The organism is Streptomyces sp. NPDC048106, from assembly GCF_040706415.1.
Classification (GTDB): Bacteria; Actinomycetota; Actinomycetes; order Streptomycetales; family Streptomycetaceae; genus Streptomyces.
This window is the reverse complement of sequence record NZ_JBEZND010000012.1, coordinates 97,689-117,418: the sequence shown is the minus strand read 5'-3', so window position 1 is coordinate 117,418 and position 19,730 is coordinate 97,689. Positions and strand designations below refer to the sequence as shown.

Sequence of the window (19,730 nt, the reverse complement as noted above, 5' to 3'; positions counted from 1 at the left end):
CGCCACGACCACTCACCCGGCATCGCCGCGGCGAGCCCTAACTCCTCAGCGAAGCAAGGCAGGTTGGGGCGGCGGTGTCACCGCTCACGCACGACCCGACCTTCACGGTCGGCGCCGCGCCGGTGTCGTCGCTCGACCCGGCCGCCATGCCGATGACGGCGAGCAGCACCACACCGAGCACCAGGCAGAGCGGGATAAGCCCCAGGATCCCCGCCGGACGCTTGAACACCGACTTGCCGGGATTCAGCGGAGGCCGGTGCCCGGCCACGACCGGCTCCGGTATGCGGCGGATCGTGGACAGGGCGCCGAGGTTGATCAGCAGCGTGATGGGCGTGATGACCACCGACATCGGCCCCCACCAGCCCTGCACCATGGTGTTGGCCTGCATCTCCCGGAAGGTGGCCAGCGCGCAGGGACGGCACATCGTCCCCCGGCGGCGCAGGGAACGCATCATCACCACCATGCCCTGATGCCCCCGCACCGTGACCTGCGCCGCGGGCCCCGTCCCGCACAACTGACAGGCCTGCATCGCCCCACCGGCCGGCATCCCACCGCCGTACGGCTGCGCCTGCTGATACGGGCCGGGAACGGGTGCGGGGACGGGCGCGGGTGCGGGTGCGGGTGCCTGCTGGTACGGCCCCGGAGCGGGCGCGTATTGGCCCGGGCCCGGCTGCGCGTACGGCCCCGGCGCGGGCGCGTACGGCCCCGGCGCCTGGCCGTACGGCCCCGGCGCCTGCGGCTGCTGGTACGGCCCTGGAGCCTGCTGATACGGCCCTGGCATCTGCCGAGGGTCGGGATACGACGGTGGCGTGCTCAACTGCGGCCTTTCGAATGGGCATGACAGCTCTGACAGAACGGCACCGCAGCCTACTCATTCGCCGCACCCGAATTTCCCGGCCGCACAGTGGTACACCAGGTGCCCGACTCGGCCCGGAGGCCGCACGCTACCGGTGTCACCTCAACTGCGAACCATCGCAAAGTGATGAAAGACCCTCCGGAATGCCATGTGCAGGCATAGTCTGCGGGAACTACCGCACGCCGGGCGTGGGTGGCCAGTGGCAGCCTGAGATGCGGCGGAGGTGCCATGGGTGGGGACCAGTATGAAACAAGCAGCAGTCGGCGGCCGGCCGGCCGCGTCATCGAGTGATCACGACGGAACGGAGACGCCTGACCCGTACGGCGACCGTGCTCTTCTGACCACCACCATGATCCGGGGCTACGACGCCGTGCCCGGCCAGGACCGGGGCCGGCTGCGGCGCTACCTCGAAGCGGTCGCCGAGGCCCGCGCGGCGCCCTTGCATGCCACAGTCGCTTTCAACGCCGTCTACTTCGGTTACGACCTCGGCGGCGACGGCTATGGAGGCAGCCCGCTGAGCCTTGACGACTTCCCCGTGATCACCCTCGGTGAACGCGCTCCCGCGCTTCCCGTCGGCGCCATGGTGTGCGTCGCCACCGGTTCGGAGCCGCTCTACGCCGAGATCGTCTACAAGGAGGGCGCACACCCGCAAACGAGCGCCCTCGGTGATGTGCCGGGATGGGTGTCGGGGGCGCCCGCGGGTGCCGAGGGACCGGGCAGGCCGGGCGGTGGTTCCGTGCCCAGGCGCAGGGAACTCCTGGTGCCCGACTTCCATGCCTTCGGCCCGGCCCTGAGTTTGTCGCCGGCTCAACTCCACCGCTTACGCACGCGCCGGCGCTGGATCAACGAGGACGGGCATGTCGTGGTCGACGCCTGCTATCCCTCCGCGGCGGCAGCCCGGCGCGACGACCTGACGGCCTACGTGGACCACCTACTGACGACGGCGCGGGGGCAACTGCTCAGCCCCCTCGTTCCCGTCTCTCTCGCCGAACTGGTGGCCAGCACACATGAGGACGCCTTGCGTGCGGGGCTGCTCGGACTCCTCGACACAGTGCAGGGCGTTCTTGACTCCAGTGAATTACTTCGTACGTGGCGTCACTACGCCATGACCCGAGTGTCGTTAGCGGCCGGCCTGCACGCCAGCGGACCGCTGGGTGGTGACGACCTCAAGGCCCTTGCCGCGACGGTCGAGCACGCGGCCACACCGGTGCGGCGGCGCTACGGACTGGCTTCTCCGGTCACCGTGTACACAGCGGTCGGCCCTCGGCTCCGCGCAGTCCCCGGGGCGACGGAACTGCTCAAGGGAGTCGGATACGCCGCGGCCGTGTGCCGGGCGAACGTGGCGCTCGCCGACGTCGTCCAACGTGACAGCGAGCAGGGCCTGTTCGGCAACGGCTCCCGGGTCACGCTGGACGATGCCTTCGAGGGCGGAGGTGTATGGCGGTCCCATCATCCCGGTGACGCTGAAACCCCCGGTGACCCGCTGGTCCCGGTCGGACGGGGATGGGCGGCCACGGTGGGCGAGGAGTCGTCTCCGGAAGCAGAAGTGACTCCGGTGGACCGACCCCTCGCCGACGACGCAACCATCGGCCTCAGCGAACTCCTGCGTGCTGACGGGGACGAGATCGTCTGGCGGGCCCCCCTGCGGCTGGCCCACCTCATCGGAGGCTTGCTTCCCCTGCACCCGACCGTCTCGCGCAGGTTGGTCCGCTCGCGTGTTCTGCTCCAACTCAGCCACCCCGGAGTCACGTTGACGCCCAGCGAGGCCTCGCAGGACGTCACCGTCGAACTCCTCGACAACGACGGGTGGCTGACCGGAGTCGCCTGGCCCGGCGACTTCTTTCCCGGTCTGATGCTCGAACTGTGCTGGCCACGGGGCGGCACGGCGATCCACGTGACCACGACACAGCTCAAACAGCCGCAGCTGGTCGGCGATCGCTTGATCGGGCACTGCTTCGACCCCCGTGTTCTCACGAGGGATGATGCTCCGGGCAGTGACCGTCGTGGTGATACCGCCGCCGGGCTCGGACCGCGACAACTGGTCATGCGCACCGTGCGCCGTTGCGGACTGCTCACTCTCGACGGCCATGCCCTGCTGGACCGTTCGGTCGTGCCGAGCGCGGCCTACGGGCGCCGGCCGGCGCGGTCGCAGGCCGCCGCCCTGGAGTCGGCGGTCGCCCAACTGCTCGCGGAACGGCGACTGGAGCCGGACCTCGGCAGCCGCGATGCCTGGGGCCAACCGCACTACCCGGCACGTGACGGGGAGCCGACGATCTCCCTGATCGCCTACCGCCCGGCCCGGCCCCGGACCATCCGCCCATGGGGCAGCACGGAACCGGACGGGGGTACGGGGCTGCGCGGGCTCCAGTTCGTCCCCGGCCATCTGCGCCGCCTCCTCCCAGGCCGCTTCCCCAGCGAGGCTCAGCGGCTGGCTTTCCGGGAGCACTGCCGCAGGCTCGGCAAGGCGGACGGCTGGGAATTGCCCGAGGGATACACCTTCGTCACGGAGCACACGCGCGGTCACTGACCCGTCCTCCGTCTTCTCACACGTGTTCGCCGACCTCGTCCCCAACACCTTCGTTCTCCTAGGCTCCCGGTAGCCGAGCGAGCCATCCCCTCGAACAGCCGCAGAAAAGGAAGTACGCGTACATGCACGATCGCTACCTCGTCGTCACGGGGCCGCCGCTGTCCCCGCCGAACATCTCGGACCAGGACCTCGAAGGACTGGCCGATGCGCTCAACGCCTTGGAACACCCAGCCCACGCCACCCTGAGCGACCTGACGGTCGGGATGGTGGAGCTCGCCTTCAACTCCCTGCCTCCGGCGAATCGGCAGGACTTGCTCGGCAGTCTGGGGATCCGCATGGCGGCGCCACGGCGGGCGGGCGGTGCTCTGTGCCGGGACATTCTGTCCAGGCTGCGACGTGAGGCACGGCAGCACACCTGCGTCTGCGGGGTCAGGGAACTCACGCACTCCGTGATGAACCAGGTGGCCAGATACGTCTTCGCGACGGACGGCGAGACGGTCCCCGACCCCGTTTCCCGCTGGGGTGCGACGCTGGTCCGGGCCACGGTGTTCGCCCGGTGCAACGCCTCCGTCGCCGACGCCTATGTCCTCGCGTGGGCGGCCGACCAGGACTGGTTCGCGGCGGCGGCCGACGAGAGGGAGACGGCACGGTTCGCCGCCGTCAAAGCGGCAGCGCGGTCCGTCGTCGCGGCGAACCCCGGCTTCGCCGCCGGGGCACGGGAAGAACGGCGGGACACGACCGACGAGCCCACCACAGTGCCCGAAGATGTCCAGTCCGAGGATTTCCGGGGCGACGAGCCGAAGGATCCCGAAGCGGCCTGTCAGCAGCTGGAGTCGGCCTTCGCACGAGCCCGACAAGCCGCGGCGAACGTGACCGGCGCGGTCGCCGACGGCCGTCCCCCGCAGGACGACGACCTGTCCCCACTGACCGCACTGGGCGCCCTCTTCGAGAGCGCCGACGCGGTATTCCGTTCGGCGGGTATCGAGGGAGTGCCCCACCGACTGGAGGACATGACCCGCGCGGCCCACGAGCACCGGGCCGCGCGGGCGCGGGACCGTGAGGCACGGGACACGCTGCGGGTCGTGCGGGACGTCGCATGCCGGCCGGGTAGCCCCGCCGCACTCGCCGTCGAGGCCGTACGAGACGCGGCCCGCCGCCTACTGGACACTCCGGCGTGGGAGCAGGGACAGCGGCAGGAGAGCATCGCGCTCGCCGCTCTGGCGCGGCTCATCGCACTGGGGCGGCAGACGGACGCCGCGAACGAGATTCTGGCTCTGCAGGAGCAGGTGGTGGCGGTGCTGCCCACCTGCGCCATGGCGGCGGTCATGGCACACGAGCTGACGTTGCCGACGGCGGAGGACGCCCCTGGCGGCCTTGCCGGGACCACGGTGGACGACGCCGACGGCGAAGCGCGGACCACCCCCGAGCCGGCCGACGACACGACCTCCGCCAAGCAGGAGACCGTACCGCCCGACGCGTCCATGGAGCCGACCGAGCCGACCGACGCGACCGAGCCAGCCGACGCGACCGAGCCGACGGGCGTGACCCCGGCGGAGCAGACCACTGGCCTTCTCCTCGAAGTGGCCACGCGCCGCCCGGCACGGGACGAGGGGGCCCTGGCCCGGCCGACGGCCCCCGCCACGCTTCCCGCCGCCGACGAACGGCGTCTGGCATCCGGCGACCGCGACCCGGAATCCACCGACCGCACCCCGGCTCCCGAGGCTCCCACCGCCTCGGACGACGACTCCGACGGCACCGCCGCCGAGCAGGCCCTGGCGCAGCTGGTCGTAGAACGACGCTTCGGCCTCGCTCACCACGTCGCGATCGCCGCCGCCCACCCCGAGTCTCAGGCGGCGGCGCTGCGCCTGGCCGGTGCCGCCGCCCTGCTCACCTCCGGTGACAGTCAAGGCGCCCGGCTCACCGCCGACCTGCTCCAGCAGTACGGCGGTTATACGGGCGGTGACATGGACGGCAGCGAACTCCTGCTCCTGCCCGCCCTGTTACGGACGGCCTTGATCACCGGCGACCACCTTGCAGGCGCCCAGCTCAAGGCGTTGGTGCCCCGGCTGCCGGACCGGCTCGGCGAGGCGGCGACCGCCGTTGCCGACCGGGCCCTCAGCGGCGCCCTGATGATCGCCTCTCCCCTGACCGTCATCGCCGACGTCTCCGGGACCGAGACTCGGCTGCGGGAGCTGCGCGAACAGGGGCGGGCCCTGCTCGCGCCGCAGCGGTTGCGCTTCGCGCGGGCGACCGAGATCGCCAAGCGATGGCTGGCTCCCGAGGACGGAATGCTCGGATCGCTGCTCGTGACCGTGGTCGGTGACCACCGCGACGCCGTACCCAAGGTGCGCGAGCAAGCCGAACGCCTGGCGAAACTGGCCGAGATCAACAACGAGATCGATCGCATGGACCGCAAATACCGCTCGTCCAGCGGCAAACCGCTCCAGGGCTCCGGGCGGCAGGACCTGGTGCATGTCGTGGAACGGGTCGTCGCCCTAGTTAGGGAGTGGTGCCTGGCGGTCGACGGAACGCGGCGGGTCGACCGGTCCGACGGCAACCGGGCGGTCAAGGAGATCTCCTCCCTGCGCCAGTTCCTGTTGGACGCCAGGGAGGCGGTCCTGGGCGAGCTGGAGCAGCTGGCGCGACGCTCTGGAGCCGTCGCCGCCGCGACCACCTGGGCGGCACGCGCCTCGATGGAGGAGCTGTACGCCCTGCTGGCCGGCGACACCACGACCACACGTCCCACCGGCTCGGTTGCTCCCGAACTCGTCCTGGACGCAGAGTTGTTGAAGGTGTGCGACTCCCGTGAAGAGCGGCCGTCGCTTGATCGGCTGCTCACCGCGGTCGACCGGAGCTGGACCGAAGCCCTTGCCGAGCGGCTTGCCCACGACGCCTTCACCGCGGCTCGTACCATCGTCGAGCTGGCCGCCCGCGGGGCGCTGCCAGGGGTACGGTCCGGGGAGTTCGCCCCGTCCGCGGCCGCCGAGATCGCGGAGCGGGAGACCACCCGGCGCGCGGAGCTGCGCCGGGACCACGACAGGCTCGTCGCCGAGCTGCACCGGGCGCAGGCCGACGGTGCCGTCACGGACGACCAGGACTTGCGTCTCCAGGAGCTGCTCGCCGACGCCCACGACCGGCTCTGCGGCGCCGAAGCGCACGACCTGATGGACGTACGGCGGGCACTCGACACTGTACGGAGCGACCTGCCCGCCTTCCGGCAGCAGGCGGCCGACCGGATCCGGGCCCGGCTCGATGTTCTGGAACTCACCACGGAGGAGCGCTCCCAGGTGCTGCGGCATCTGGACACCGGAGGGCTGGCCACCGCAGCCGACCTCGTCTACTTCCTGGAGATCGGCGAGGACGTACCGGAGATCGAGCCCGGGGAGTCCCATCTGACGGAGTTCTTCCCGGCCGTGCCCGACGGCCTGCCCAAGGGCATCGACCGCGAGCTGGTGGAACTCGTCCGCTCCGGCGGCAAGCACGCCAAGGTCCCCGTCCTGGACTACAGCACGCTTTCCAGGGAGGAGGCCGGGCTGGCGGCCGACGCCCTCGACGAGTGGCGGGAGCTGGGCGCGACCGAGCGCAAGGACCGGCTCGACGTGTCCGCGAAGCGACAGTTGCCGCCACTCCTCAAACTGCTCGGCTACGACGCCAAGAGCGCCAGGCCCTTGGACGAGCGGTCGCCGCACCGGCGTGAGTACCGCCTCTTCGAGGCGACCGAGGTGGAGATCAACGGCAGGGCGAAGGCACCCGCCTTCGGCTCGCAGATCACGGAGCAGGGCGGGAGCCTCCGCGTGCTGATGGTCTGGGGCCGCCCGCCCGCGAAGGTCGTCATGAGTCTGGCGTCCCGTGACACCAGCGGGGTGAGCCTCCTGGTCGTCTGCTTCGGCACGCTGAGCCGCGAGGCCCGCATCGAACTCGCTGTTGGTTCCGACAAGTTGCAGCCGCTGATGGTCGTGGACGACGCCGCCCTCGCCTACCTCGCGGCCCGGGGCAACCGCCAGGTCAGCACCGCCACGCAGACGCTGCTGCCGTTCTCCGGCGTCAACCCGTACATCAGGGAGAAGCGTGGCCGGATCGGCGGCGAGATGTTCTACGGACGCGACGCGGAGCGCGTGAGCATCCTCAACCCGCACGGCACCCAGGTCATCTTCGGCGGCCGGGGCCTCGGCAAGTCGGCACTGCTCAGCGACGCCGGGGAGCGGTTCGAAGGACAGCGTCCCGGCTACCACCAGGCGGTGTACATCAACCTGGACCAGGAGAACATCGGCAAGGGCAGCTCGCTGGGACCGGAGGCGCTGTGGAGCGTCCTTGACCGGGAGCTGAGGGCGGTGCACGTCCTGAACGGGTCGCACGGCCGCAAGTCGCGGCAGGACATCTCGGAGCGGGTACGCGCCGGCATCCGGGCCTGGCTCGACGGGGACTCCCGACGCCGACTGCTGATCCTGCTCGACGAGTGCGACCAGTTCTTCGAGGCGGACGCTCCACGCTTCGACCAGACCAAGAAGCTCAAAGGCCTCGGCTCCGACACCAAGGACCACGCCAAGGTGGTCTTCGCGGGCCTGCACTCCGTACAGCGGTTCTCCAAGCTCGCGAGCAACGGGCCGTTCGGACACCTCGCGCAGACCCCGAAGGTGATCGGCCCGCTCGCACCCCAGTTCGCCGCCGAGCTGCTGGTCGAGCCGATGCGTGCCCTCGGCTTCGAGTTCCAGGACATGGACCTCGTCAACCGGGTCCTCGGCTACTGCTCCTACCAGCCGTTCCTGCTACAGATGTTCGGGCACCGGCTGGTCGAGCTGATGCACCGCAAGCGGGCGCGGCACGGTGCCGAAGGGCCCCCGTACCGGGTTGAGGTCGCCGACATCGAGGTCGTGGAGTCGGACACCGGGCTCAGGGACGGCATCTCGGCGGCTTTCAAGGACACCCTGAGCCTCGACCACCGCTACGACGTGATCGCCAACGTCCTGGCCTACCACGCCCGTCACTACGGCCTGGAGGTACGGCTCAGCGACGCCGAACTGCGCGAGGAATGCGAGACGTTCTGGCGCACGGGCTTCGAACAGCTCGACACCGAGGGGTTCCGCGCCTATCTCTCCGAGATGGTGGGCCTCGGCATCCTCGCCCCTAACCACGACGGCCAGGGGTGGCACCTGCGCGGCCCGAACGCCCTGCGTATGATCGGCACCCCGCATGAGGTGGACGCCCGCCTGCTTCGGGCCGAACAGGACTGCGAACTCCAGGAAAGCATCGTGCAGGAGGGCCGCCCCGAGCTGCCCGACGGCCGGCCCGCTCCGCTCACCATCACCCAGCTGGATGACCTGCTCGGCGAGCGCTCGAACCAGACGAGGGTCGTCCTCGGTACTCCGGCCACCGGTGTCACCGACGTCGGTGACACCCTGCGCACGGTCACCGGGCGTATCGCCGACTGGAAGCTGCCGCCCGTCGGCAAGCCCAGCGTCTACAAGCAGGAGCTCATGGGAGGGCGCCCCCGTGAACGCCGGGTGGTCATCAGCGACTTCGCCCGATACCCGGACGCCCGTCCCGAGGCGCCGCGACAGGCGCTCGACTTGGCCGAGACTCTGTTGCCCGCGACCCCCGGAGTGACGCGTGCGGTGGTCGTCGTCACCGACCCCACCCAACTGGGCCTGTGGCGCACGCTGCTGACCGGTAGCGAACCCACCTCGGCCGCCCCGGTGGTTCTGCGCCGCCACGATCGCCGCAGCCTGCGCGGCTGGGCCCAGCGCGTCGAGATGTTCCACACGGAAGACCGCCTGGACCGGCTCCACGAGCTGACCAGCGGCTGGCCGCTGCTGGTCGGTCAGGCGCACCGCATGCACGACGAACTGCATGACCCGGACGAGGTGTTGCGGCGGCTGGCCGACCTGCGCGCCGACCGGTCCAAGGCTCATGCCTTCGTCGACGCGACCGGCGTGTACGCGCACCCGCTACTCGCCACGGGGTACCGGGCTCTGGGCGAGGAGTTCCGGGACGAGCTGTTCGACCTGGAGAGCGCGGTGACCGCCGTGGCGGTTCGGATCGAGGACGAGGACGAGGCCCGATGGATCGTCGCCTGCCTTGACGTCCTCCAGGTCTTCGACCGCGAGGACAACCAACTGCGCCTGGAACCCCTGCTCCGGCACTGCGTGACGCTCGGTGGGTGAACCGTGGCGTCGAGCGGTGGCGGGAGGAGGCCGTGCCGTTCCGGCTCAGGTTGGGCTTCGAGACCGGTAGGGCAGCCTCCGGTACGTGAGGCGATGGACCTCGCTCCCGATGCCTGTCCGCTGCGGACCGGGTGCCGTGCGGTCGGGGACCGTTCCTGAGGCGGGGTGCTGAGGATGAGGGATGCGGCGGCAGCAAGTGCTGTCGCCGTTCCTCCGCGTCCAGTGCGGGGAAGCCCCGGCCGCGGGCTTTCCTTCTCTGAAGCCCGGGTGCGATAGGCGCGCTGTGCGGGGTGACGATGGTCACCGCGCACAGCGCGCCCTCGGAGGTTTGACCGGACGGCCTGCTCTGGTGAACCGGCGGCCGGCCGGTCGCACCGGTTCCGGCCCGGCGCCACAACTCCCCCCTGGAGCAGCCCGCATGGATCCCATCCACAAGCTTCAACGTGCCCTGCTGATCCTGGTCGTCGCGGGGCTGGTCACCTACGTGGCCTTCCTCAACCCGCCGCTCGGTGTCGCCCTCCTCGTGGGCGTCGGCGTCGCGGTCTTCGTTCTTCAGGTACTGGGCTGAGTACTCGGCAGTTCGAACTCGTGGCCTGGAAATGCACCGTACGGAGTCCGTCCCACGGCATGGATGGATAAGCGGTAACTACCGCAGGGCAGTGACGAGTTGGTTGACTGACGGGAAGGACTTGTCCTATGCGCAATGCCCCCGATGTTCGAGGGCCGACGGAGCCGAACGACCCACCGAGTACCCCGCCGGACCCCGTCCCCGGCGCCCGTCCCGCACCGGAGCCAAAGCCCCGCCGGCGGCTTACGGCGGAACAGGTCGAGGAGCTGCGGCGGCTGAAGCCGTTCCTCGAAGGCATGGTGCGCCAAGCGCGTATGCAGTACATGCTGGAGGACCTGGTGCAGACCTGTGTGCTCCAACTGGTGCGCGCGTGGTCCAGGCCGGACTTCGCCCTGGACCGGCGCGACGGAGGACGGGCCTTCGCGCGCAAGGTGATGCGTGACGTCATCGCGGACGCGGTGCGCGGCAGGGACCGTGATCTCTCGTCCCCGGTGCACGAGTTCCCCGACGTGCCGGTCGCGGCGGACGAGGGCGACCACGCGCGGGAGGTCCGCCTCAAGGCCATCGACCGGTTCCTCGCCGAGAAGCTGACCGACAAGCTGTACCCGGTCGGCAGGCTCGCGATCGTCGAGGGCCTCAGCCAGGCGGAGATCGCGCGTTGCCTCCAGATCGACCGGCATACGGTGGGCCGCCGGTTCAAGGACGTGTGCAAGGCCCTGGAGCCCTACAAGGAAACGATCTACGACGAGGTACTGGGCGACGTGACGAGCTAGTGCCGCTACTCGGACTCACGGGAGGGGGCCCGCAAGTCGCCTCCCGTGAGCCCAGGTTGGGTCCTAGCGACCCGGAAAACGAAAAGGTTCACACGCACACCTCGGGAGGGAATACGCGGGATGTACCAGACATTCGAACTACTCCGCCAGGCGGCGGAGGCGTGCCGGGCACCAACTCGGCAGCCACCGGAGGAGATTGATGCGGTGAGCTGGGAAGCGCTGCTGGATCGCGTCGAGGATCGACTGGAAGAGGACGACCGAGACGACACGGGGGGCGTCTCGACCGACTGGCTCTCGCTTCATACCTGCTGAACGGCAGTGACGGAAAACAGCGGTCGGGGCGAAGGAACACGCGGGGTATGTGAGGCCAGATCCGCACGGGGGAGGGACCCGGCCTCGCACAGATAACGCCTCGACGCCGGCTGGACACCAGGCCCGGCGTGCTACCTCTTCGAAAGAGAGGGGCGGCACGCCGGGCAAGCGTTTATGCTGCCGGGATGATCAAGCCGATTGAGCTCGTCATATTCGATTGCGACGGCGTACTGGTCGACAGTGAGCGCATCGCCGTCCGTCTCCAGGTCGCCCTCGGTGCGGAACTGGGCTGGCCGTTGAGCGAGGACGAGGTCATCGGCCGGTTCATCGGCCGGTCGCACGCCGCGATTCGCGAGCAGGTCGCCGATCGGCTGGGCGCGGAGACCGCCGCGGTCTGGTCGGAGCGGTTCGAAGAGCTGCACCGCGAGGCCGTCGATTCCGAACTCGCGCCCGTGGACGGGCTGGTGGAGGCCCTCGACGCGATCACGCTGCCGACGTGCGTGGCCTCCAGCGGGTCCCATGACAAGATGCGCCACACTCTGGGCCGTGCCGGCCTCTACGACCGTTTCGCGGGCCGCATCTACAGCGCCACCGAGGTGGCCCGCGGAAAGCCCGCCCCGGATCTGTTCCTCCACGCCGCCCGGAGCATGGGAGTCGAGCCCGCCGCGTGCGTGGTGGTCGAGGACAGCGGCCCCGGAGTGCGGGCGGCGCGCGCTGCCGGGATGCGTGCGTTCGGGTATGCCGGCGGACTCACGCCCGCCGCGCGGCTGGAGGGCCCGGACACCGTCGTCTTCCATGACATGCGCAAGCTGCCCGCTCTGATTACCGAGCAGTAACATACGGCGTTGTCAGTGCGGTGCGCTTCACTGTCCGTCATGGAGCTCACGCAAGCGACCGTGGACGAACTGCTGGCCCGGCTCGGCCCGGACGGTCACCTGTTCCTGCCCGGCGACCTGGACCCGTACGAGCTGACCGACCTGCTCGGCGCCAGGTTCGGCGACCCGCGCACCCTCGTCCTCGACGGCTTCACCGATCCGGCGGTCGACGAGTCCAGGGGCGCGGCTCTCCTCGCCCCCTTCGGGGACCGGGTGGGCACGATACGGGCGTGGGCGTACGGGGACCAGTGGGTCGGCGCGGGTACCGCGTGGGACGCGGAGGGGATCGACCGGCCGGTGCTGGTGACCGCTCCAAGAGAGGTGCCCGAACCGCCGGCGGTCGCGCCGGGCGAGGACGTCGACTGGGTGCGGCGGCTCATACGGATCACCGGCTGGACGTACCCCGCCCGGCGGCCGGACGTGGACTGGGCCGGGGTGGAGTCGCGCCTCGGCACCGCGCTGCCGGCCGACTACAAGCGCATGGTCGAGACGTTCGGCGAGGGCGCCTTCGACGGCTTCCTGGGCCTGGACCAGGAGCCGTATGCCGGCCTCAGGGAAGACGGGCTGCTCGTCTGGGCGGGCACGGAGCACGAGGACCTGTACTGCTGGAGGATCGAAGGAGACGATCCCGACCGCTGGCCGGTCGTGGTCCGCTCCTTCGACGGCGAGGACCGCTCCTTCGGCTGCCGGACCGCGGAGTTCGTCTGCCGCATCCTCGTCGACCCCCGCCACCCGTACACCCTGGCCCGCTACTTCGGCACCCACTGGTTCCTGAACTACCGGGAAAGCGCTGGTCAGTAGCCGCCCAGCAGGGTCCGTACCCGGCGCAGTGTCTCCGGGCCCGCCGCGCTGTGCCAGCGGGAGGGGTCGGCGGGGCGGCGGCCCCACAGGAGGAGGAGCCGGGTGGCCGCGTCGCTCTCGATGGTGGCGGGGCCCTCGGGGGCGGCCAGGCGGATGACCGCGGTGTCGGCGTCGGCGGTCAGCACGATGTCGTCCGTGCCGGGGGTGCGCAGCCGGGCTTCGAGCCGTTCGTCCGGGGCGAGCCGCAGGCCGGTCCGGCCCCGGGCCAGCAGGGGGCGGCCGACGGAGACCACGCTGTGCTCCGTCATCCAGGGCTCGTTGAGCGCTCGTACCGCGGTACGGTCGTCGCCGGTCAGGTCCCAGCGGTGCAGGATCAGCTCCTCGCGCATGTGTTCGGCGAAGAAGGGGGCCGTCACGGTCCGGCCGGTCCAGGTGATCTCGGTGTCCGGTGAGAGGTCCTGCGCGGCGGCCGCGGCGATGTCCGTCAGGTGCGCGCAGTTCCGCAGGAGGGCCGACCAGAGGTCGGTGTCGGACAGGCGGCGGTAAGGGGCCTCGCGGTCGAAACCGCGCGTCTCCACGGGCGTGCCCGCGAGGAACGCCTGGAGGACGCGGGCGAGTTCCTCGGCGTTCCCGGTCTGATGGATCAGCACGTCGCGCACCGTCCACGCCTCGCACCAGGTGCCGTCGTCGGGCCGCCGCGCCTGCACGGCGTGGAGGAAGGGGACGAGTTCCGGCAGGGTCTCGGCGACCTCGGTGGGGATCATGCGGCCATGGGTAACCGGAGTGGGGGGTCGGTCAAACCGGCCGGAGCCGGCGGGCTCAGCCGGTGCCCGGGTCGGCCACCAGGTCCGTGAGGCGGTGCAGCAGCGTGACCAGCAGGGCGCGCTCGGCCGGGGTGAAGGCCTCGTAGGCGCGGGCCTGGCGCTCGCGCAGGTGGTCCTGGAGCACGGCGAGCCGCTCGGCGCCGTCGTCGGTGAGGCTGACCAGGACGCGCCGCTCGTCCTCGGGGGAGCGGCGGCGTACGACTACCCCCTTCGTCTCCAGTTGCTGAAGCATCCGGGTCGCGGTCGGCACGCTGACGTCCGCGCTGCTCGCCAGCCGGCCCACCGGCATGTCCGTCTCGGTGGCCAGCGGTTCGAGGAGGGCGACCTGGGCCAGGGACAGGCCGCCGTGGTGCTCGGCGCTGGTCGAACGGGCCCGCCGCATCGCGAAGAAGAGAGCGTCGGCGGCCTGGGAGATCTCCTCCGCGCCGACTCCGCCGTCCGACGACTGCTGCTCGCCGCCCGCCGCGGGCTGGGCGCCGTCACGAAGGGTGTTGCGTCTGTCACTCATGGGTGCTACTTTAGCAAAGCAATCGTTAGCAGGCTAAATGCTAGGGAGGTAAGAGGTGATGGCTGGTTCTCGACGCATCGATGTCCATCAGCACCTCGTCCCGGGGGCCTACCGGGAGGTGATGGAGCGGCATGGCGCCACGGTCGCCGGCTGGCCCGTACCCGCGTGGGACGCCGCGGGCGCGCTCGCGATGATGGACCGCCGCTCGATCGCCACCGGCGTCCTCTCGGTCAGCGCACCGGGCACCCATTTCGGCGACGACGCGGAGGCCCGCGCGGTGGCCAGGAGTGTCAACGAGTACGGCGCGGAGCTGGTCAAGGACCGGCCCGACCGCTTCGGACTCTTCGCGAGCCTTCCGCTGCCGGACATGGACGGCGCGCTCGCCGAGGCTGTGTACGCGCTGGACGAACTGCGTGCCGACGGTGTGGTGCTGATGTCCAACATCCACGGCCGCTATCTCGGCGACAAGGACTTCGCCCCGCTCTGGGCCGAGCTGGACGCCCGCGGCGCCGTGGTCTTCATCCACCCCAGCGGTTCGGCGCTGCCCGTGCTCGACGGTCTGCCCGGCCCCTTGGTCGACTTCCCTTTCGACACCACTCGCACGGCGCTGCACATGACGTTCAGCGGCGTGATGAGCCGGCACACCCGGATGAAGGTGATCCTCTCCCACGCGGGCGGCTTCCTGCCCTACGCGGCGTGGCGGTTCACCCTCGGCGCCCAGTTCAACCCCGGCACCACGCCCGACGGCATACTCGCCGACCTGCGGCGCTTCTACTTCGACACCGCTCTGTCCGCCAGCCCGACCGCCCTCCCCGCCCTGCTCGCCTTCGCGGCTCCGGGACACGTCCTGTACGGCAGCGACTTCCCCTTCGCCGCGGAGGAGCACGGCGTCCTGTTCGACGCGATGCTCGACGGCTACGAGGGCTATGAGCCGGGGCAGCTCGACGCGATCGACCGGGGCAACGCGGAGGCGCTGTTCCCGAGACTCGGGGCGGCCTGATCGGTCGCCTTGAGGCGAGGAGCGGGCGATACGGGCCGTGCCGCGCCGTGCTCCCCGTGTCAGTCGGGGCCGACCGGTCCGCGCGGAGCCGGGGCCGGTCGGGAGTCGGCGGTGGTCGGCATCGCCTGGTTGCCGGTGGTGGCGAGCCGGCAGACCAGTTCCGCGAGATGGCCGCAGGCCCGGGCGATCTCCTTCTGGGACCTGTCCCGCTCGCTGACGGCCGCCGCGACGAGCAGGGCGGTCAGCGCGGCGGCGCCGTTGTAGGCATGGAGAGTGATCATGTCGGTGAGCATGCCGTGCCCGGCGAACGGCCCGGAGCCGTGCCTGGCGGCGATGATCGCGAAGGTCGACGTGGCCAGGGCGCAGGGCGCGGCCCCGGCCAGCCGGAAGCGGAAGGCGGCCCAGATCAGCAGCGGGAAGCCGAGGAAGAGCAAGGGGGTCCTGCTGGTGTCGATGACTCCGACGCAGGCGATGGCCACGAGGAGCAGCAGCCCCTCCGCCCAGCGTGACGGCGCCACCTGCCGCGGCAGTCGCGCCCGCCAGAGCACGAGCAGGACCGGTGTCACCACCAGGACGCCCATGGCGTCGCCGGTCCACCAGACCCACCATGTCGTCCAGAACCGGTCGGCGGCCAGAGCGCCGCTGAGGATCAGCGTCCCGCTACCCGCCGTCGCGCTGACCAGCATCCCGGCGAAGGCACCGAGAAAGATCAGCGCGAGCGCGTCGCGCAGCCGGGCCAGTTCGGGACGGAACCCCGCGCGGCGCAGGAGCGCGTATGAGCACAGGGGTGCGAGGGTGTTGCCCACGAGGATCAGGAACAGGACGGCGTACGACGGGCTGAGGGAAAGGTTGACGAGCAGCGCGCCGAGCGTGATGCCCGGCCAGATCCGCGGCCCGCGCAGCAGCAGACTCGCCACCGCGATACCGGTCGGCGGCCACAAGGGGGTGACCTGGCTGCGCACCAGTTGCTCGAGCAGTCCCAGCTTGGCGGATCCGTAGTACAGCGCCGTGACGACGCAGATCTCCAGGGCGGCCATACCGCCGCGCCGGAGTCTTCCCTGCCGCGCGACCGTCATCGGGCGACCTCCGCATCGACACCGCCCCGGCCACCATCATCCGCCCGATCCCGGGGATCCTCCACGGCAGGGGACGACCGGGGGCCGCGGGCGGGCCGGGACGGCGGGGCCCGGGCCGGGCGGTGGCCGGCCGATCGGCGGAGCGACCGGGTGAGCGGCGGCCGACCGGATCGGCCGGGCGTCTGAGCGGGCCGATCGGCGGGGCGGTGGGGCGGGGGCCGTGTCGGGCGGGCGTCGGTGGGCCGGTGCCGGGTTCGGCGCGGGGTCAGGCCGGCGGGGTGCGCAGGGCCAGGACCGCCATGTCGTCGTGGCCGTCGCTGGGGTGGTGGTCGGCGAGGGCCTGGACGAATTCGTCCAGGGGGAGGGAGGCGTATTCGGTGGCGAGGGCGGTCAGTTCCGCCAGGCTCTGGTCGATCGGGTGGTCCGGGTGTTCGACCAGGCCGTCGGTGAAGAAGACCACGGTGGCTCCCGGTGGCACGGGACAGGAATGGTCGGGGCGGGGCAGCTCGGGGTCGACCCCGAGCGGCAGGCCGGGCTCGGCGAACAGGTACTGCGCCGGGCGGCCCGGGGCGAGCAGCAGGTGCGGCACGTGGCCGGCGGTGCTCCAGGACAGCCGCCAGCCCTCCTCGTCCTCGTCCGGTTCGATACGGGCCAGCGTGATGGTGGTGATGGGGTTCTCGGTGATGGCCTGGAGGGTGTGATCCAGTTGGGAGAGAATGGTGCCGGGCGCACTGTTCCGGTCGAACAGCAGGGCGCGCAGCATGTTGCGCGTGGAGGCCATGGCGGCCGCGGCTCGCAGGTCGTGGCCGACCACGTCCCCGATGACGACCGCCACCATGTTGCCGGGCAGCGGGATGGCGTCGTACCAGTCGCCGCCGAGCTGGCTGGGTTCGGCGGCGGGCCGGTAGACCGCGGCGGCGGTGAAGGGGCGCAGATCGGGCAGGGTGGGCAGGAGCAGTCGCTGGAACTGCTCGGCGCCCTCGCGGACGCGTTCGAACAGACGGACGTTCTCGATGGCGATGCCGGCGGCGCCGGCCAGGGCGATGACCACGCTCTCGTCGTCGGCGTCGAAGGGCTGTCCGTCCTGCCGCTCGGAGAGGTAGAGGTCGCCGTAGATCTCGCCGCGGACGCTGATGGCGACACCGAGCAGGGTGCCCATGTACGGATGGTTGGGCGGGAAGCCCACGGAGGACGGATGGGCCGCGATGTCGTCGACCCGGAGGGGCTCGGGGTGGTGGATCAGCTGCCCGAGGACTCCCCGGCCGTGGGGGAAGTCGGTTCCCCCGAGGGCGGCCCGTTCCTCCTCGGTGAGGCCGGCGGTGATGAACTGCTCCAGCTCCTCGCCGGAGGGAGCGAGCACGCCGAGCGCCCCGTAGCGGGCGCCCACCAGGTCCATGGCGGTGGTCACGATGCGGTACAGGACCGAGGGCAGCTCGTTCTCCCGGGTGATCGCGACCACGGCGTCCAGCAGGCCCTGGAGCCGGTCCATGGCGTCCAGCAGCCCTCGCATCTGCTCGTCCATGCGGCCCAGCTCGGACCGCAGACGCACATGCAGGTCGGAGCCGTCCGGCGGTTTCGACGACGCCCCGTTCTCGGGCCTGGCCATCAGGGGTGCCCCGTGGCCGGTCGTCCGGTCTCGAAGAGGTACATCGCGCCCTCCTGGAGTGACCCTGAGTCATCAGAGCCCAGGGCACGGCACGGCGAAACAGGCCTTTCGGTCATCTATCAAAAAATAGGGCAGCGCGCTCCGTCCCGCCGCTCGTGCGGGGCCGCGACACGCGGGCGGACCTCGGAGCATGTGCCGGTCGGTCGGCCCGGCCCGATGTCCGGGATGCTCGGGCGCGGCGGGGCGCGGTCCAAGCGGAAGGGGTAACTCCCAGGTCAAACAGGTCAGTTGAGGCGGTCACAGAGCGTGGTGTGCTGTGCTAGCCTCTTGGATTCCGTCCATGACATCGGCCGCAGGGGATGCGGGCCGTCAGAGCGTTCGAGGCGAAGGTCATGCGCAGAGACAATCCGGGACGAAGGCTGCACGACGCCGTGGTGATCGTGCCGGGCATCATGGGCAGCGAACTCAGGCACACCGAGTCCGGCCGCAAGTTATGGGGTGTCGGAAGACTCCTCGCCTACACCGTGAGGGCCCACACCGAGCGTCTGCGGCAGCTTGAGGTGACCGAGGAAGAACGTGAGGGCGACACCGGACGCGTCGAGGTGACCGGGCTCCTGGAGAGCGCCGAAATGCTGCCGGGGTTCGGCTCCGCCCACCCCTACAGCGCCATGGTCGCGGAGATGCGGCGCAGCGTGGTGGACCCCGCCGCCCTCCTGCCCTTCCCCTACGACTGGCGCCTGTCCGTCGAGCACAACGGCGCCCTGCTCGCCGCCGCGGCCCGCCGTCACCTGGACGCCTGGCGCGCCCATTCCCGGCACCGGAGGTATCTGGAGGACGACCCCGAGGCGGGCCCCGCCCGGCTGGTCTTCGTGGCCCACTCCATGGGTGGCCTGCTCACCCGCGAGGCGCTGCACCGCGACCGCACCCTGCGGGACGACATCCGGGCCGTGATGACCGTCGGCACCCCCTTCAGCGGCTCGGTCAAGGCCGTGCTGATGCTCAACGCCGGCAAGGGCCTGCCGCTCCCCGTGCCGTCGGCGGCCCTGCGCGAGGTCGCCCCGACCATGCCGGGGCTGTACGACCTCCTGCCCAGCTACCGGGCCCACGAGGTGGACGGCGACATGCGGGTGCCGGGCGTCGAGGACATCGTGGCCATCGGCGGGCGGCGCGACCTGGCGAAGGCCGCCGTGGACTGGCGTACCAGCCGGGCGGAGACCACGCTGCCCGAGCACGTCACCGTCGTCGGCATGGGCCAGCGCACCTGGACCAGCTACCGGGTCGAGGAGGGCACCGCGCTGTTCGACCAGTACCTCTTCAAGCGCTACAACGACGGCCGGCTGCTCCCGGACGCCGAGGGACGGCCCCAGCGCGACCCGCGCACCGGCGACGGCACCGTGTACCAGTACGCGGCCCAACTGCCGGGCACCGTCCGACCGGTGCACTTCTACCACGAGCACGGCCACCTCATCCGCGCCCGCAGCGTCCTCGACATGGCCTCCGGCCTGATGCACGGGCTGCGGCACCCGGAGGAGCGGGGCGCCATGCTCGGCGACGAGACGGCGTTCGAGCTGTGCGCGCCGGAGTGGTCGCCCCTGGGCGAGCCGTTCGCCATCGAGGTCGACGGCGTCGCGCGCGGCGCGGACCTGGAGTGCAGGGTGCGCGGGCTCAACGGCCTGGACGAGGTGCTCACCCCCGCCCTGAGGCCGGTGCCGGGCCGCCCCGGCCTGCTGGCCGCGTCCTGCCTGCCCGGCCGGCCGGGGATGTACGAGGTGGAGGTGACCGGCGGCGACGAGCCGAAGCGGCGCCTCGTCCCGGTCCTCGACACGGCGCACGACGGCTGACG

Annotated in this window: 14 protein-coding genes; 9 read left to right on the top strand and 5 right to left on the bottom strand. The window is 71.1% G+C overall.

Going from position 1 to position 19,730, the window contains the following annotated elements:
* Window positions 1-37 precede the first annotated feature (37 nt).
* Window positions 38-781 (bottom strand): hypothetical protein, encoded by a 744-nt coding sequence (locus tag AB0927_RS15325; protein WP_366668058.1) that lies wholly within the window; start codon window positions 779-781, stop codon window positions 38-40.
* 319 nt (window positions 782-1,100) lie between these two features.
* Between AB0927_RS15325 and AB0927_RS15320 the strand changes: the two genes are divergently transcribed.
* The 7 genes from AB0927_RS15320 (at window position 1,101) to AB0927_RS15290 (ending at window position 12,873) form a co-directional block, all read left to right on the top strand.
* On the top strand, window positions 1,101-3,383 hold the full coding sequence (locus AB0927_RS15320; protein ID WP_366668057.1) for a hypothetical protein: 2,283 nt from the start codon (window positions 1,101-1,103) through the stop codon (window positions 3,381-3,383).
* A 122-nt stretch (window positions 3,384-3,505) separates the two neighbouring features.
* A complete protein-coding gene (locus tag AB0927_RS15315) occupies window positions 3,506-9,544 on the top strand; it encodes a hypothetical protein (RefSeq protein ID WP_366668056.1) in 6,039 nt (2,012 codons plus the stop codon).
* Window positions 9,545-9,962: 418 nt separating this feature from the next.
* Window positions 9,963-10,112 (top strand): hypothetical protein, encoded by a 150-nt coding sequence (locus tag AB0927_RS15310; RefSeq protein ID WP_366668055.1) that lies wholly within the window; start codon window positions 9,963-9,965, stop codon window positions 10,110-10,112.
* A gap of 314 nt (window positions 10,113-10,426) precedes the next feature.
* The gene (locus tag AB0927_RS15305; RefSeq protein ID WP_366668054.1) at window positions 10,427-10,885 is read left to right on the top strand and encodes a sigma-70 family RNA polymerase sigma factor; all 459 of its coding nucleotides are present in this window, start codon (window positions 10,427-10,429) and stop codon (window positions 10,883-10,885) included.
* A 120-nt stretch (window positions 10,886-11,005) separates the two neighbouring features.
* Entirely contained in the window at window positions 11,006-11,197 is a 192-nt protein-coding gene (locus tag AB0927_RS15300; RefSeq protein ID WP_366668053.1) for a hypothetical protein, read from the top strand.
* A 185-nt stretch (window positions 11,198-11,382) separates the two neighbouring features.
* Window positions 11,383-12,033, top strand: a complete 651-nt coding sequence (locus AB0927_RS15295; protein WP_366668052.1) for an HAD family hydrolase — start codon at window positions 11,383-11,385, stop codon at window positions 12,031-12,033.
* A 39-nt stretch (window positions 12,034-12,072) separates the two neighbouring features.
* Window positions 12,073-12,873, top strand: a complete 801-nt coding sequence (locus AB0927_RS15290) for a hypothetical protein (protein ID WP_366668051.1) — start codon at window positions 12,073-12,075, stop codon at window positions 12,871-12,873.
* On the opposite strand, the gene AB0927_RS15285 is transcribed toward AB0927_RS15290, so the two are convergent.
* A complete protein-coding gene (locus AB0927_RS15285; RefSeq protein WP_366668050.1) occupies window positions 12,867-13,637 on the bottom strand; it encodes a maleylpyruvate isomerase N-terminal domain-containing protein in 771 nt (256 codons plus the stop codon). The genes AB0927_RS15290 and AB0927_RS15285 overlap by 7 nt on opposite strands.
* 55 nt (window positions 13,638-13,692) lie before the next feature.
* A complete protein-coding gene (locus tag AB0927_RS15280; RefSeq protein ID WP_366668049.1) occupies window positions 13,693-14,205 on the bottom strand; it encodes a MarR family transcriptional regulator in 513 nt (170 codons plus the stop codon).
* 58 nt (window positions 14,206-14,263) lie between these two features.
* Here AB0927_RS15280 and AB0927_RS15275 point away from each other — a divergent pair, with 58 nt between their 5' ends.
* Complete coding sequence (locus tag AB0927_RS15275) at window positions 14,264-15,205, top strand: amidohydrolase family protein (RefSeq protein ID WP_366668048.1); 942 nt, start codon at window positions 14,264-14,266, stop codon at window positions 15,203-15,205.
* 59 nt (window positions 15,206-15,264) lie between these two features.
* On the opposite strand, the gene AB0927_RS15270 is transcribed toward AB0927_RS15275, so the two are convergent.
* Window positions 15,265-16,281 carry an MASE1 domain-containing protein gene (locus AB0927_RS15270; RefSeq protein WP_366668047.1) on the bottom strand — a complete coding sequence of 339 codons (1,017 nt, stop codon included), beginning with the start codon at window positions 16,279-16,281 and terminating at the stop codon, window positions 15,265-15,267.
* Between the two features lie 265 nt (window positions 16,282-16,546).
* Window positions 16,547-17,887, bottom strand: coding sequence for a GAF domain-containing SpoIIE family protein phosphatase (locus AB0927_RS15265; protein ID WP_366668046.1), 1,341 nt, complete (start codon window positions 17,885-17,887; stop codon window positions 16,547-16,549).
* A 392-nt stretch (window positions 17,888-18,279) separates the two neighbouring features.
* Here AB0927_RS15265 and AB0927_RS15260 point away from each other — a divergent pair, with 392 nt between their 5' ends.
* Window positions 18,280-19,728 carry a hypothetical protein gene (locus AB0927_RS15260; RefSeq protein WP_366668045.1) on the top strand — a complete coding sequence of 483 codons (1,449 nt, stop codon included), beginning with the start codon at window positions 18,280-18,282 and terminating at the stop codon, window positions 19,726-19,728.
* The last annotated feature ends 2 nt before the right edge of the window (window positions 19,729-19,730 follow it).